Source organism: Nocardia harenae NBRC 108248 (assembly GCF_001612885.1).
GTDB classification, from domain to species: domain Bacteria; phylum Actinomycetota; class Actinomycetes; order Mycobacteriales; family Mycobacteriaceae; genus Nocardia; species Nocardia harenae.
The window spans coordinates 666811-680054 of the sequence record NZ_BDBH01000004.1; the positions used below are offsets into that span (position 1 = coordinate 666811).

Genomic DNA, 13244 nt, shown 5'->3' on the forward strand with positions numbered 1-13244 from the left:
CCGCAGAGAATACTGCGAAAGAAGAGGTACACGACATGCTCACTCGGAATCGTCTCATCGACGCGCTCGAGCCGTTCAGCGGATTCGTGCAGTCGGCGGTGCTGTACAACCTGCTCGAACACGGTGTCGTGGAGCAGCTCGTCGTGAACGGGGTTTCGGCGCGCAAAGCACTGGAATCGGTGGTCACCACCCCGGAACGGGTGGACGCGCTCGCCCTGTTCCTGCGCACCGCGGGGTACGTCGTCGATGACCGGGCCACCGACAAGCTGGTGCGGATCTGGGAGGCACGCGGCTGGTACCAGATGATGATCGGCGGATACGGCCGCACCTTCCTGGAGATCGGCCGCGGCTTCGGCTCCCCCGCCGCGGTCCCGCGGGACGGGCGGATGGTCGGCATCGGCAGCTGCGAGATCAGCGTTCACGACGCGATCCCGCTCATGGACCGGGTCCTCGATCGGCGCGGGCGTAGCTATCGCAGCGGCATCGACCTCGGCTGCGGCAGCGGCATCTTCCTCACAACGCTGGCAGCGAAGTACCCCGGGATGCGCCTCACCGGTATCGAGCCCAGCCCCGAAGGAGCTGCTGCGGCAGCGGATTTCGTCGGCGAATCACCGTATGCCGACCGGATCGACATCGTGACCGCCGACGCCATCGGCCATTTGGAGAATACCGGAGCCCGGTATGACTTCGGCATCATCAGCTTCGTCATCCACGAAATCCTCGGCCAAAGCGGCGAAGTCGGGGTGCGGGCATTTCTGCGCGCCCTCTTCGATACCAATCCGGACATCGAGCTGCTGGTCATCGATATCGACTACTGCTGGGACGATGCGGAGCGGATGCGTGATCCACACCGCACGAACTACTACAACCACTACTTCCTGCTGCACCCGTTCACCGACCAGCGCCTCGCGACCAAGGAGTACTGGACCGACCTGTACGGCAGCGCGGGGCTCACCGTAATCGACGCCGACGCCGACACCCCCGGTCTCGACGAGACCGGGATCGTGACCGCGACCCTGCTACGACGCAGCGGGACCGGCGATGACTGACTACACCGACAGCCAGGCTGTCTCCCGCCTCAGCTCCGGCCCGCGCACCTTCTTCCGGCTCCCGCACCGACCGGTCGCCGAGCTGAGCCCCGAATCCGGTGTGGACGCGGTAATCCTCGGGGTACCGGTCGATGGCGCCACCGGCTATCGGAGTGGCGCCCGCTTTGGACCGGAAGCGGTACGCGCGGCGAGCACGCTGGCCCGATTGGGCAGCCGTGAGCGGGAACTGGTCATCACCGATGTCCTGCGCGTGGTGGACGGCGGCGACGTCCATGTCGTGCCCGGCTACCATCTGCGGACCCTGGAGCTGATCGAGTCCGCGGTGGACGCTGTACACGAGACCGGTGCGCTGCCCATCCTGGTCGGGGGCGATCACAGCCTGGCCATCGCCGAACTGCGCGCGGCGGCCAGGCATCACGGTCCGCTCTCGCTCATCCAGCTGGACGCGCACCGAGACGTGCTCGACGACTACTTCGGCGTCGCGCATTTCCACGGCACGGTGTATCGCCGCGCGGTGGACGAGGAACTCGTGGATCCGTCGACCAGTATCCAAATAGGGATGCGCGGCAGCGTTCCGCGCGAGGACCTGGCCGAGGACGGCCTCGGATTCACCGTCGTGCACAGCGACGAGGCGATGGAGCTCGGCTGCGCGGAACTCGCCAGGCGTATCGCCGAGACGGTCGGCTCGAATCCGGTGGCATTGACCTTCGACATCGACTTCGTCGATCCGTCCTGCGCGCCCGGCACCGGCACACCCGAGGTCGGAGGCCCCAGCTCCGCCTTCGCGCTGCGGCTGCTCCGGAAGCTGGAATTGCCGGACATCCGAACCGTCTCGGTCGTGGAGATCGCCCCGCCGTACGACACGGCCGACATCACCGCCCACCTCGGGGCCGCGGTGATCTTCGAGATAATGGCGCTCGTCGCGGCCCGGCGGAGCCGGCAACGTCAGGACGGCGGCAGCCATGCGTGACAACATCACCGATCTCGAGGTCAAGGCGCTCGTCGAGGGGGTGAACCTCTCCGACGGGCACCCGCGGATGTCACTGTCACCCGGACAGGCCGAGATCGTGCTCGGCTTCCCCGACATCTTCGCGTCGACCCGGCGGATCCCCGTCGGTGTGGTGGAACGCGAGGCGCGCGCGACCTTCCTGACCTCGATCGGACAGCACGGCGCGCTCGCCGACGATATCGAGTTCCGGAGCTGCTACTCCTCCTCGACCGCCATCGACATGGTGGGCAAGGCGATCCGGATCACCGGAAGGCCGGTGACCATGGTCGAACCGACCTTCGACAACCTGCACGATCTGCTCGCCGGCCACGGGCTGCGGATCCATCCGGTCGCCGAATCCGCGGTCACCGCGGGGCCGCTCGGCCAGCTGCCGCCGACCGGGGGGGTGCTCTTCCTGGTGTCACCGAATAATCCGACCGGCACCGTACTGGATCCGGAACGGCTCGCGCTGATCGCCGCCGCGTGCGCCGAGCGTGACACCGTCCTGGTCATCGATTCCTGCTTCCGGGCCCAGGATCTACGCGCCCAGTACGACATGTACGCCACGCTCGCCAGGCACGAACCGGACTGGGTGGTCATCGAGGACACCGGCAAGCTCTGGCCGCTCCAGGAGCTCAAGACCGGCTTCCTCAACTGGAACACCGGGAATCCGCTCCCGTTGGCGCGGATGTACTCCGATCACATGCTCTCCGCATCACCGTTCATCCTGCGGGTTGTCGAGTTGTTCGCCGAGGACGGCAGGCGCGGGGGTTACGACCGGTTGCGCGCGCACATCGGACACAACCGCGCCCTGGCGCGCGACCACATCAAGCTCTCGCCGGCCTATCCCGACTCCCGGATCTCGGTCGACACCTTCCAGCTTCCGGAGGGGGTCGAAGCGCACGCGCTCTACACCGCGCTGGACGCGGGAGGGGTGCATGTGCTCCCCGGTGAGCTGTTCTACTGGGACCGGCCCGACCGCGGCACCGACCTGATCCGGATATCGCTGGCGCGCGATCCGGAGTCTGTCATCGCGGGCTGCCGGCGCGTCGACCAGCACCTCGAGACGTGGAGGCGTGTTGTCACCAGCTGAGCGCGCGACAGTAGTTCTGCTCCAGGCGAAACAGTCACTCGGCAGCGTCGGTCTTACGGACTTCGCCGCGGCGGTGCGGGGAGCCGGAGCCGATTTGCGGATTCTCCGGACCGGCGAAACTCCGCTGGTCCGCGACGCCGACGTGGCGCTCGACGGCATCGGCGACGAGCGGATCGCCGACCCGGCCGAGTGGCGGGCACTGCTACCCGACTCGACCGTCGCCATCGTCACCAACGACGAGTACCTGCTCGACACCGCCCGCGCGCTCTGCGACGAACGGGGGCTGCGCACTCCGATCCCCGGGTCGTGGAACAACTATCGGGACAAGGGCGTGATGCGGAGGGCGCTGGAGGAGGCCGGGCTGCCGGTCACCGAGTCGCTGATCGTGACTGCCGGAATCGTGACGAAGGCCGGGAATTTCGGCGGTTTCGACCCCGACGAAATGGTAGTCGTCAAACCGGCCGCCGAGGCCAACCTCCGCGGCATCCGGATCGAGAGATATGCGGACGTCGATCTCTTCGCGCTCGACAACGGCCTCGTCGAGCGGCTGCTGGACGGCCCGCAATACCATTCTGAAGTGCTGGTGGCCGACGGTGCGGTCACGCACCTGTTCTCCGGCCGCTACGTCCGCTCCCTGCTCGATCTGACCCGCGGCGGTCCGTCCGGCTCGGCCCGGGCCGACACGTCGACCGAGCCCCTCCTCGCCCAGCTCGCCGTGCGCACCTGTAGGGCGCTCGGGCTGGACGGCACGTTCACCGCCCACGTCGAGTATCTCGCGGGCGGCACCGCGCCGGAGGATATCGTGGTCAGCGAGGTCTGCGCCCGCGCGTCCGGTGGCGAGGTGCCCTTCCAGTCCCGGGCGATCACCGGCGTCGATCTGGAACTGCTCAATCTCTCGATCCAGGCCGGGCTGCCGTGGAAGATGCCCGTAGCGGACGCAAAGGCGTCCGCCGCGTGGCTGTGGCGGGTGCGGGAGCCGATCACCGGCGCGGAACGGATCGGCCACCTTCCGGTGCGCGCCACCTTCGACTGGATCACGCTCGGCGGCCGGGCCAGAATCACCGGCCCGACCGACAGCGTCCTGACCGCGCTGGAGCTGCTGGCGATCAGCAATGAGGCACCGTGACGACCGGGCTGCGACGACCGATAGATCGCACCCGGCGCTACGGAGAACCGCTGGGTGACTTCGCTTTCCGACCCTGGGTGCCGATCACGCTCCCGGCGCCGTGGGAGCTGACCCCGGTGACTCCGCACAGCGCGGCTGAGATCGACCAGGTGTCCCGGTGGATGGCCGAGCCGCACGTGAAGCTCGCGATGAACAAGGACTGGGGGCGCGACGGGTGGCAGCAGGAGATCGAGTTCCAGTTCTCCGACACCAAGACCAGGCCGTTCCTGGTGGGACAGGGCGGCCGCCGGGGCGGCTACACCGAGCTGTACCGGGTCGCGCTGGACGTGGTCGCCGACTGCTATGAGACGCCGGAATTCGATATCGGCATGCACGGCTGCATCGGCGATCCGGAGTACTTCGGCTTCGCGCTGCCCTTCTGGGTCGCGCTGATCGCGGGGATCTTCGCGGCGCACCCGGACTGCACCGGAGTGGTCTCCGATCCGGCCGCCGCCAATCGGCAGGTGCGCGCGCTCGACCGCGCGGTCTGCGCGATCGCGAATGGGCGGGAGCTCGGCGAGATCGACCTGCCACACAAGCGCGCCGCGTTGTTCCGCTTCGAACGCGACGATTTCTACGCCGCGATGACCGAACAGGGGGGTGTCGACAATGTACTTCGTGAACTCGCTGCTCAGTGATCCGGTTCGCTGGTTCCTGCTGCACGGCCCGCTGCGGCTGCTCCCCGACGCGTTACTGGGCGACCGCGACGACCCGGGCAGGCTCGTCCTGAGGCCGCCCGCGAAGGGTGACCCCTATCGGGCCATCCTGACGAAGCTCGGCGCCGAGCCCGGCGTGCATCGGAGCGCGGCGGGACTCGTGGTAACCGGGTACCGAGAGAGCGAAGAGATCCTGCGCAGTCCGGACTGGTCGGCCGAACAGCCGGTGGCGATCCCGGCCGCGGCCGGGCTGTATCGCCGGCTCTCCCGGCGGGCGGTACCTATCGCGCTCGATGCGCCCGCGTTGGTCTTCGTCGACCCGCCCGAGCACACCCGGCTGCGGCGCATCGCCTTTCCGCTCTTCACCAAGCGCGCGGTGCTCCGATCGGTCGACATCATCACTGCGCACACCGACGCGGTACTCGCGGAGCTGGACGGCCGCCGGGAGATCGACCTCGTAGCGGATTTCGCGCGCAAGATCCCGATCCGCGTAATCTCCGATTTCCTCGGCATGCCCCAGCTGGACGCCGACCTGCTCGACGCGCTGGGCAGCCGCGGCGCCAAACTGCTCGATGTCGGCATCCCCTACCTGGACTACCGGCGCGGGATGACGCAGGCGCGCAAATTCACCGATTTCGTCCGCGGCTGCGTCCTCGAGCCCGGACAACTCCCCGACGGGTTCCTCTCGGAGTGCGTTCGCCTGCATCGCGCGGGCGAACTCACCTTCCCCGAACTGCTCACCCTGGTCGGCTTCGTCTTCGCGGCGGGCTTCGAGACCACCGTCAGCTTCATCGCCAACGCCATCGTCGCGGTGCTCGAACACGGCATCGCCACCGACGTTGTCGCCGACGGCGTGGTGACCGATGCCTGGTTCGAGGAGTTGCTGCGCTACGACTCCCCCATCCAGCTCACGCACCGCACGGCCCGGGTCGACACGGTCGTGGACGGTAAGGCCGTCGCGTCCGGCACCGGTGCACTGATCTGGGTGGGTGCGGTCAACTACGACAGCCGGATATACCCCGACCCGGGCCGGCTCGACGTCGGAAACGTCGCTGAGCACACCGGCATGAGCTTCTCCACCGGTGCGCACCGCTGCCTCGGCGCCGCGCTTGCCAAGGTGCAGGGCCAGGTGGCCGTCGGCCGCTTCCTGTCCGTGTTCCCGGACGCCGTGCTGTTGCCCGGCAGACAATGGCGCGACTCCGTGGTGCTGCACGGCCACGTCCGGGTTCCGCTCATGCTCATCGGAGGTTCCTGATGCGAGCCGTCACCGTCGATCGGTCGACGCTCTACTGCGTGGGCAGCTCCACCGACCCCGAGGTCGTCGCCGAGGCGCTGCGCGGCCATCGCGTACGGGTCGAGCCGGTGGCCCCCGGCACTGCCCTGCGAGGCAGCATGGTCGCGCTCGCCGCACACGACCTCAGTGGCGCGCAGCTTCGCCACATCGCCACCAGCACGAGGGGCTCCTGGGTCCACCTGGTGTCGTCCGCCCCCGACTATCCGCACGTCCCCGCGCTCGCCAGGCACAATGTGGTGACCCGGAGCGCACGTGCCTACGCACCCTCGCTCGCGGAGTACGTAGTCACCCAGCACGTCCTGCGCACGGCCACCGCCACCGCCGTGCCGAAGCCGTTCCACCGCCGCGCCGCCGTCGTCCTCGGGTACGGCGCCGTCGGGCGCACCGTCGCCGACGTCCTCGCCCGGCTCGGTGCCCGGGTAACCGTGGTCCGTCCCCGGTCGCGCGTCGCGATCCGGCTCGGCGCGGCGGATTCCGTTCCGCTCGATGAACTTCCGGACCGATTCGCCGATCTGATGGTGGTGGCGCTCCCCGGTGTTTCCGCGCTGTCGGATTTCGCCGGCGATACGCTGCTGCGCTGCCTCGCGCTCGACGGGCATCTGATCAACCCGGCCCGCTCCGCGCCGGTCGAGCGGGCCGCGCTGCTGCGCTGGCTGGCCGCCGGGACGGGTCACCTGACGACCGACGTCGACGATGGGGACCAGGCCAGGGCACTCGCGCCGTGGGTCGCCTGCGGCCGGATCACGCGGACCCCGCACATTGCCTGGCGGCCCTGGGACGGAGATCCGCTGTACCACCGCGACTGGGCCACTATCTACGCCGCCGCCGCTACCGGTACACCGTGCGAGCAGTGGCTGCGGGTGGATCCCCGGGTGATCGACCCCGATTTCCTCGTCGCGCCACCACCGACACCGCAGGAGCCCCGATGCCCTTCTGGTTGCTGACGGTCACCTTCGCCGTTTTCGTCTTCTATACCGACGACTATATGATCGCGGGTGTACTACCCGAACTCGCCGCTGATCTCGGCGTATCGGAATCCACCGCGGGACAGCTTGTCTCGGTGTACTCACTGGTGCTAGTCGCCGGTGCGCCGTTTTTCGCCTTCGTCACGGCGCGGTGCAGCAGGCTCGCCGTCTTCGCGACTGGCTCGAGCGCTTTCACCGTCACCAATCTGCTGTCCGCGCAGGTTGATTCTTTCACCGCGCTGCTGATCCTGCGCGTACTGAGCGCGGCTGCCGCGGCAGCCTGTCTACCCGCCATGTTTGCGGTGGTGCCGACGCTCGCCCCACTGGAGAAGCGGGGCGCCTACATCGGCGTCGTCTCCTCCGGCATGGTCGGTGCGCTGGCGATCGGAGTGCCACTGGGCACGGTTGGCGCGAGCTTCTTCGGCTGGCGGGGAAACTTCCTGGTCTTCGCCGGGCTGAGCGTGGTTGCGCTGCTCCTGCTGTGGACCGTCCGGGGGCACCTCGCCGTGCCCGGCGAGCGGGTATCGGCACGAACTCACGTGGCCGCGCTGGCGAGCCGGCCGGTCCTGGTCGTACTGCTCGGCAATACCGTGCTGCTGGGCGGCTCGCTGATGCTGTTCACCTACTTCGGGCCGTTCGCGCACGCCTTCGCCAATTCGTCGCTGCGGCAACGGGGGCTGCTGTTCGCGGTGGCCGGGCTCGCCGGGCTGGCAGGCACCGTCGCCGGTGGCATCTTCGCGGACAAGCGAGGCGGCCCGGCGGCACTGCGCGTCGGATTCGGCATCTTCCTCGGCACGATGGTGGCGCTCTCCGCGCTGACCGCAGTGGCTCCGGTCCCGATGACCGTCCTGGTCCTGCTGACTCTCGTCTGGTCGCTCTCCCTCTACTGGAATGCCCCGACGATGCAGACCATGTTGCTCGATGCCGCGCCGGAATCGGCAACGCAGGTGCTGGCACTCAACTCGTCCTCGACCTACCTGGGCGTGACGATCGGCAGCATCGCCGGTGGCCTCACGCTCTCGGTGCTCAGCCCACTGGCACTGCCGATCTGCGCGGCCGCGCTGGGCGCGCTCGCTTTCGCCCTGCTGGAGAGCCACAGCAGGCGGACGGCAGCGCCACCCGGGAAGCATCGCGACCCGGCGGAAAGGACCACCCCGTGACCCGTACCCATCCCCCGGCACCACGGCTGCCGCGGCTGATACAGACCGTGCTGCACACCACCAGGCACGACCGGTTCCTCGCTGCTCAGCGCCGCCGCTTCGGTGACGTCTTCAGCGTTCGGCTGGCCCCGCCCTACCCCGCCCGCACGGTGATCTTCTCCCGGCCCGCACACATCCGGGAGATCTTCGCCGCCGACCCCGCCCAGCTACACGCGGGCGCCGCCTACCGAGAACTCGCCATGATCATGGGCGAACACTCCGTGCTGGTCACCGACGGAGCCGCACACGCGCGGGCGCGCAGGCTGCTGATGCCGGCCTTCACCGGCCCGGCGCTGCAGGGCTATCGCTCGCTGATCGCGGAGATCACCGCCGCCCAGGTCGAGCGATGGGCCGAGGGAACCGTTGAGCCGATCCTGCACCGCATGGAGGAGCTGACGCTCGAGGTGATCACGCGAGTGATCCTCGGGGTCACCGACGCGCAGCGCAGAAGCGAGCTGATCCCCAAGCTGCGTCGCATCACCGGAGCCGGGCCCGCAGTGCTGCTGGGATGGAAATGGCGCCCGCTGCGCCATTTCGGGCCGTGGCGCCGGCTCGGCGCGGCACTCACCGACCTGGACGGGCTGCTCTACGCCGAGATCGCCCGCCGACGCGCACGACCGGACGCCGACCCGCACGCGGACGTACTGGCCCGGCTACTGGTGGCCGGCTCCGGCGACGCCGCGGCGACCGAGCCGCTGAGCGATGCCGAGCTGCGCGATCAGCTCGTCACGCTGCTGCTCGCTGGGCACGAGACCACCGCATCGGCGCTGTCGTGGGCACTGCACGAGCTGGCTGCGGCTCCCCGGATCCAGGACCGTGCCCGGCTGGCGGCCCGGGACGGGGACGACGTCTACCTGGAGGCGGTGCTGAAGGAGGCGCTGCGCCATCGCATGGTGATCGGCCGGGTGCAACGCCAGCCGAGCCGGGACATGACCATTGGCGGTGTCCGGTTGCGCCGCGGCACCCGGGTGTCGGCGTCGATCGTGCTCGCCCACCAGAATCCGGCCGAGCATCCGGAGCCCGGCAGGTTCCGGCCCGACCGCTTCCTGGATGGCGGCGTGGCGCCGAATACCTGGTTGCCGTTCGGCGGCGGCGCGCGCCGCTGCGTCGGGGCCGGCTTCGCCCTGATGGAGGGCACCGTCGTGCTGCGCGCCGTGCTGACCCGCTACCGGCTGACGCTGCCGGGCCCGCCCGAGCGCGGCCGCGTCCGCAACATCACCAATGTCCCCGCCCGAGCGGCCCGCGTGCTGATCACCGGGTTGGCGCCCGACTGATCCACCGGGGCGGCGTCCCGTCCCGGGAAGACCGGCCCGGAGTGGACGACCATATTGTTTTCGATTGCAGCGAAATTCGCCCTCGGCCTGCTCGTCGCGGCTGTCGTAGTCGAACCTGGAATAGAGAATGCCCGGTGATTACTGGTGAGCACGCTGTCTACGCCGCGCTCGGAGGAGCGGGAGCAGAGCAGCCCGACCCATATCCGAACTATCGATGTGAAATAGTAGTTCCTCGTTGGTCGGGTACCCTGGGTCGAGGCGTCGGCGAGATCCCCGACTCGGCAATTTTGGATATCAGCGCACCGGAACCCGCGGAGCACATCGAATCCGCGGCCGTCGACGAGTTCGCGGGACACCGCAATGCCGGCCCTAGTCCGCGAATATCACCCCGAATCTAGCGCGAGTGTCCACCGGGAGGGATCGGTGAAGTCACAGCCCTCCCATGCGGCGGGCCCGGTCAACAATTCGATACAGATGAGGTTGAATTTCTGATCCACAGCGCCACCGAAGAGGAGAAAATTTCCGCATGATCGGCAATGCGAGAAGTGCCGTCCCGGGCGGCGTTCCGGGCGTAAAATCGGAGCGGGTGAAGACCGCATTGATTCTGTCGACGCCTATTCCCTGAAGTTTTCGAACGAGCCGAGGTGGCGCATGACAATAGGGATTCCGGACATCCGGGTCGGCCATTGGTCCGATCCGGACGGGGAAACCGGATGTACAGTCCTGATATTTCCGGCGGGCACGATCGGGTCCTGCGAGATCCGCGGCGGCGCACCGGCGAGCCGCGAGCTGGATGTGCTGGCACCGGACAAGACGGTCCCGTTCGTCGACGCGGTGGTGCTGACCGGCGGCTCGGCGTTCGGCCTCGCCGCGGCCGACGGGGTCATGCGCTACCTGGAGGAGCTCGGGCGCGGCGTGCCCACCCCAGGCGGCAATGTCCCGATCGTGCCGGCCCTGGCGCTGTTCGACCTGGCAGCGGGCGATCCGACGGCCAGGCCGACAGCCGAGAGCGGGTACGCGGCGGCCAAGGCTACCACCGGCGACCAATACCTCACCGGCCGGGTCGGCGCGGGTACCGGCGCTTACACCTCGCAGTGGCGCGGCCCGGAGCGGGTACCCGGCGGGGTCGGCTATGCCGAGCGGCGCTGGAACGACCTGGTTGTCGGCGCCATCTGCGTCGTGAATGCCTTCGGCGACATCGATGACGGGTCCACCGAGATCACGCTGGAGCCGTTCACCCTCTTGGGTTCGCTGGATCCGGCGGCCCGGACGCACACCACGATCGGCGCGGTCGTCACCAATGCCCGGCTGGACAAGGTTGGCTGCCACATCGTCGCGCAGGGCGCGCATGACGGGCTCGCTCGTGCCGTCACACCCCCGCATGCCCGCTTCGATGGTGACGGATTCATCACCGCCGCAACGGGTTCCGTCGAGGCCGACGTCGATCTAGTGCGCTTGATGGCGCTGGCTACGGTGACCGAGGCGATCCGCTCGGTCGGCTTGGCCGCCGGATAGCACGCACCGAACCCTCAGCAGTCGCCGCTGCCGAACTCCGCACGGACAGCGGCGACTGCGGCCTCGATCCGGCTGGTAACCTCGAGCTTGGCGAGAATGCGGCTGACGTATTCCTTCACGGTATCGGGGCTCAGGAACAGCCGCGAACCGACCTCCCGGTTGGACAAGCCGTCTACGATCAACCGGAGCACATCCCGCTCCCGCTCGGTCAGATTCGACAGACGGTGCTGAGCGGCGCTGTCGGCTCGGCGGCCGCGGCCGGTCCGGCGGCGCTGCGGGGCGACGGCCAGCACCGCCCCGGACATCAGCAGATCCAGCACTTCCAGTGCCGTGGCCGCGCCGTGCCCCACCGCCAGCACCGCGTCCACCGGCATCGCCGCTGTGCCGGTGTCGCTCGTCGCGAACAGCATGATCATCGGCACGTGCCTGCCGCCGCGAAGCCGGTCGATGACATCCGGCAGCTCGGCTGCCCGCGCTACCGGGGTGTCGAGCACGACGGCGTCGGGGCGGCGGCACGCCGACCGGTCGACGACATCGCGCCAGGCGCAGGTGCCTGCCAGCACGAAGCGGTCGTGTACCGCGACCGTGTTCTCGAAATCGCCGCGAGCGAACGGAGAGTCGGAGGCAACCAGGAGCGTGCGGGTGGCCTGCCCGGTGTCGAGGCCGATCATGTCGAGGTACCTGCGCTCAGTCTTACGGCGATCGGCTCGGGCTCCTCACCACCGGGACTGAAGACCTTGCCCGCTTTGCGGGCCTGCCGCTCGAACATCCGCTGCAGCGGGGTGGCGAGGAAGGTGGTGATGATGGTCATCAGAGCCAAGATCGTGTACAGCTCGGGGGTGATCAGGTTGGCGTTGGCACCCACATTCAGCAGGATCAGTTCCATCAGCCCGCGGGCATTGGCGAGCGCACCCATGGCGCCAGCCTCCCGCCAGCTCATGCCCTGCCACCGGGCGGCCAGGCCGATCGCCCCGAACTTGCCCGCGAACGAGAGTGTCAGCACCACCAGCGTCATCAGCAGGATGGGGGCGTCGAGGAGCAGGCTCAGCTCGGTGTTCAGCCCGGAGTAGATGAAGAACGCGGGCAGCAGCAGGTAGGCCACGATGGGTTCGAACCGTTCTCGGATCTGGTCCAGCAGCAGCCCGCGCGGCATCACCGTGCCGGCGACGAAAGCGCCGAACACCGAATAGATCCCGACCCAGTCGGTGAACCAGGCTCCGACGAGCACCACGAGCAGGACCGCGCACAGGTACGCGGTCGGCACGCCGCCGGTCGTCGGCTCCGAGTTTTCCCTGAGTACGGTGCGCGCTTCGAACCGGGCCAGCAGGCGACGCCCGGCGAAGGCCATGAACAGCACGTAGCCGACGCCACCGCCCACCGTCAGCACGATGTCGCCCATCGAATTCTTGGTGGTCGCGACGACCGTGGCGAGCAGCACCCAGGAGCAGGCGTCGTCGACGGCGGCGCAGGACAGTGACATCGTGCCGAGGCGGGTGTTCAGCAGCCCCGAGTCGTAGACGATCCACGCCAGCATCGGGAAGGCGGTGATCGCGATGGCCGAGGCCATGAACAATCCGCCCTGCCAGTTCGCTACCCGCTCGGTGAAGTAGCGTCCCCCCGGCACCATGAGCCAGCCGCAGATCCCGCCGAGCACCAGCGGGACGAGGACCCCGAACGCGGACGTCGTCCCGGCCTGCCGCAGATGCGCCTGGAGGATGTCGAGCTTGAACGATGCCCCCACCAGGAACATGTACAGCACCAGGCCCAGCTGGCCGACGACGTACAGCGCGGCCAGGTTGGGGTGCATAGTGGTGGCACCGCCGATCGTCAGCGTAACCGGGAAGAGCCATTCCTGGGCTCCCGGCCACACCGCACCCAGCAGGGACGGCCCCAGGACGAATCCGGCGACCATGATCGCCACGACCTGAACCTGGCCGAGCCGCCGGAACAGCGGCCACAGCAGCCGGTAGGTCGCCAGAATGACGGCGACCTGCAGAAAAAAGTGAGTGGTGACCTGCAGTGGCGTTGGCACTGTACACGCTCCCC

12 protein-coding genes are annotated in these 13244 nt (G+C 68.6%); 10 read left to right on the top strand and 2 right to left on the bottom strand.

Going from position 1 to position 13244, the window contains the following annotated elements; all coding sequences use genetic code 11:
* Positions 1 to 35: 35 nt before the first annotated feature.
* The 10 genes from NH2_RS09240 to NH2_RS09285 all read left to right on the top strand — a co-directional run bounded on the left by NH2_RS09240 (position 36) and on the right by NH2_RS09285 (position 11198).
* A complete protein-coding gene (locus tag NH2_RS09240) occupies positions 36 to 1049 on the top strand; it encodes a methyltransferase (RefSeq protein ID WP_067651206.1) in 1014 nt (337 codons plus the stop codon).
* Positions 1042 to 2019: an arginase family protein gene (locus NH2_RS09245; protein WP_067651208.1), complete on the top strand. Its 978-nt coding sequence runs from the start codon at positions 1042 to 1044 to the stop codon at positions 2017 to 2019. Before NH2_RS09240 ends, NH2_RS09245 begins: the two co-directional genes overlap by 8 nt.
* Positions 2012 to 3130 (top strand): pyridoxal phosphate-dependent aminotransferase, encoded by a 1119-nt coding sequence (locus tag NH2_RS09250; protein WP_067651211.1) that lies wholly within the window; start codon positions 2012 to 2014, stop codon positions 3128 to 3130. Before NH2_RS09245 ends, NH2_RS09250 begins: the two co-directional genes overlap by 8 nt.
* A gap of 94 nt (positions 3131 to 3224) precedes the next feature.
* The gene (locus tag NH2_RS09255) at positions 3225 to 4256 is read left to right on the top strand and encodes an ATP-grasp domain-containing protein (RefSeq protein ID WP_067651213.1); all 1032 of its coding nucleotides are present in this window, start codon (positions 3225 to 3227) and stop codon (positions 4254 to 4256) included.
* 77 nt (positions 4257 to 4333) lie between these two features.
* On the top strand, positions 4334 to 4933 hold the full coding sequence (locus tag NH2_RS09260; RefSeq protein WP_067651216.1) for a GNAT family N-acetyltransferase: 600 nt from the start codon (positions 4334 to 4336) through the stop codon (positions 4931 to 4933).
* On the top strand, positions 4914 to 6206 hold the full coding sequence (locus tag NH2_RS09265) for a cytochrome P450 (protein WP_169811466.1): 1293 nt from the start codon (positions 4914 to 4916) through the stop codon (positions 6204 to 6206). The genes NH2_RS09260 and NH2_RS09265 overlap by 20 nt, the downstream gene beginning before the upstream one ends.
* Complete coding sequence (locus tag NH2_RS09270; RefSeq protein WP_067651222.1) at positions 6206 to 7189, top strand: NAD(P)-dependent oxidoreductase; 984 nt, start codon at positions 6206 to 6208, stop codon at positions 7187 to 7189. Before NH2_RS09265 ends, NH2_RS09270 begins: the two co-directional genes overlap by 1 nt.
* Entirely contained in the window at positions 7171 to 8370 is a 1200-nt protein-coding gene (locus NH2_RS09275; protein WP_067651225.1) for an MFS transporter, read from the top strand. The genes NH2_RS09270 and NH2_RS09275 overlap by 19 nt, the downstream gene beginning before the upstream one ends.
* A complete protein-coding gene (locus tag NH2_RS09280; protein WP_067651227.1) occupies positions 8367 to 9683 on the top strand; it encodes a cytochrome P450 in 1317 nt (438 codons plus the stop codon). Before NH2_RS09275 ends, NH2_RS09280 begins: the two co-directional genes overlap by 4 nt.
* 651 nt (positions 9684 to 10334) lie before the next feature.
* Positions 10335 to 11198 (top strand): P1 family peptidase, encoded by an 864-nt coding sequence (locus NH2_RS09285; protein WP_067651230.1) that lies wholly within the window; start codon positions 10335 to 10337, stop codon positions 11196 to 11198.
* Positions 11199 to 11212: 14 nt separating this feature from the next.
* Here the strand turns inward: NH2_RS09285 and NH2_RS29490 are convergent, their stop codons facing one another.
* Together NH2_RS29490 and NH2_RS09295 are read right to left on the bottom strand one after the other, a co-directional pair.
* Entirely contained in the window at positions 11213 to 11869 is a 657-nt protein-coding gene (locus NH2_RS29490) for a LuxR family transcriptional regulator (protein WP_067651233.1), read from the bottom strand.
* Complete coding sequence (locus NH2_RS09295) at positions 11866 to 13230, bottom strand: cation:proton antiporter (protein WP_067651236.1); 1365 nt, start codon at positions 13228 to 13230, stop codon at positions 11866 to 11868. Before NH2_RS09295 ends, NH2_RS29490 begins: the two co-directional genes overlap by 4 nt.
* Positions 13231 to 13244: the final 14 nt, after the last annotated feature.